The following is a 1,839-nucleotide window of genomic DNA, read 5'->3' on the forward strand; positions in this document are numbered from 1 at the left end:
AACTGGTACGCCGCACAGCGAAAGGCAGCGGCATAATAAGCACTCGGTTAGCGGATACGAAATTTACGGGCAACGTCATGGAGGCAAGCTGACACTGTCTGCACGCGATGGCGTCGGCACGCGGGCGACATGCACGTTGTCGCGGCTCGGCACCGAAATCCGATGGCGAGAACGCTGTGATCGGTCGGTTTTCGGCGCACGTGACATCCAAGATTGATGCGTATGCGATGAGGGGGTGCCGGTTTGACCTCAGCGAATCGCATCGCGGGTTGGTTGCAATGAAAGGAGGCATCCGGGTAAGGTTTTAACCGCTGAATTGAGGCAATCGCTGACCTTTTGTCGCGGCCTTTCCATCAGGTGGAGGTCTCTGATCGCCGCAGGATGCCGCGCAACGAAAAGTTGTCGGCGGCGACTGATGAGCAAACTCGATCAATGAAGCGCCGAACGATTTGTTCCGATGGGCCAAATTTTATGCGGATTCGCTCTTGATTCAGACGATTCTGTTTTTGTACATTCATTGTTCCGGAGATTTGAACCTCAATCTTCGGCGCGTGTTCCGCCCGCGCCCCTAAGTGGGGCGCGGGTGCTTTTTGCACACTGCAACGGAATTGTTTTCTACCGCGGCTACCTTGCTTGCAGTGCAAATCAACGAGTTCTCGTTTGCACCGCCTCGCGTCAAGATTCAACGGCCTTGGAGGCCGTGCGAGGTACGAATCATGCACACACGAGCGTAGGTACCAGACGGATAGCGGAGGAAACAGAAATGAATGTGCTTGAAATTGCGCGCGAAGCAGGATTCACGGTCCTGCTGGAAGCCAGGATTGGCGGGCATGAATACAGCAGCGTCTACGGGACGAAGGAGGCGCTGGAGCACTTCGCGGATACAGTCCGGGAAAAGGCAGCGTTGGCGGGACCTAATCGACGTCGGAGATTCCGGCCCTGCGTCCCTGTCAACGGGCCGATGGCAATCAGGGGGCGTGCCCGCGAGGAGCAGGCATGATGTTGCGGGCAATATAAGAATGGGCTTCGTGGAACGATGTAGAAACCCGATGAGATGTGGCCATCTGGACGTAGGTTCTATTTCGGACGTCCTCGATTAAAATACTTTGTCCCGTCAAGGAGTTTGCCGGTAGCGATGTGCTTGCAGCGGATCGCGTTTGGCTGCGCGCTTGCCCGAACGGGTTATCGCCGGGAACGCCGCTTGCACGATTAGCACACTACTCTGTATTGCGAGGCACATGGTCAACGGTCGCCGAGCCGTCGCCGGACCGCGCTTAGCCGCCAGCAGGCATTCGGCGTACGTGGTCGCACGGTGTCACGCTGTGTGGCGTTCCATACTATTGGTTCGCGCGAACACCGAACTGGTAAATCGAAGGCATTTCCCTTAGCTATGACCACTGAGACATCACCGGATTCGCCCGCAGGCCACCCTGCCCGCGGGCCTTCAACGCTCAACTTCCCGGTGGTCGGAATCGGCGCATCCGCAGGGGGCATCCAGGCGCTTCTGCATTTCTTTGAACAGATGCCGCGCGATGCGAACATGGCGTTCGTCGTTGTGCTTCACCTGTCTCCGAAACATGAAAGCCGGGTCGATGAGGTGCTCCAGCGCGTCACCGCGATGCCTGTTACGCAGGTACTCGAGCAAACACAGATCGAAAAGAACCACGTCTACCTGATCTCGCCATCCAACGAACTGTCGATGGCGGACGGCTACCTGCGGGTGACACGGGCCGAACGCGCGGGGCGTCCCCCAGTGGCGATTGACCGGTTTTTCCGTAGCCTTGCCGACGCCCACGGCGCGCGCGCCATGAGCATCATCCTGTCAGGCACGGGTAGCGA

The 1,839-nt window shown here is 58.1% G+C and carries 2 protein-coding genes; both read left to right on the forward strand.

The features are described from left to right. Positions 1-763: 763 nt before the first annotated feature. Positions 764-1,000, forward strand: a complete 237-nt coding sequence (locus SB822_RS54425) for a hypothetical protein (protein WP_086916495.1) — start codon at positions 764-766, stop codon at positions 998-1,000. Positions 1,001-1,390: 390 nt separating this feature from the next. Next, positions 1,391-1,839 (forward strand): chemotaxis protein CheB (locus SB822_RS54430; protein WP_410858764.1); only part of this gene is annotated, 449 nt, incomplete at its 3' end.

This window comes from Paraburkholderia sp. SIMBA_054 (assembly GCF_046534875.1).
GTDB lineage: Bacteria > Pseudomonadota > Gammaproteobacteria > Burkholderiales > Burkholderiaceae > Paraburkholderia > Paraburkholderia hospita.

Coding starts and splice junctions, on each gene's coding strand:
- SB822_RS54425 (WP_086916495.1), top strand. CDS start 764: ATGAATGTGCTTGAAATTGCGCGCGAAGCAGGATTCACGGTCCTGCTG.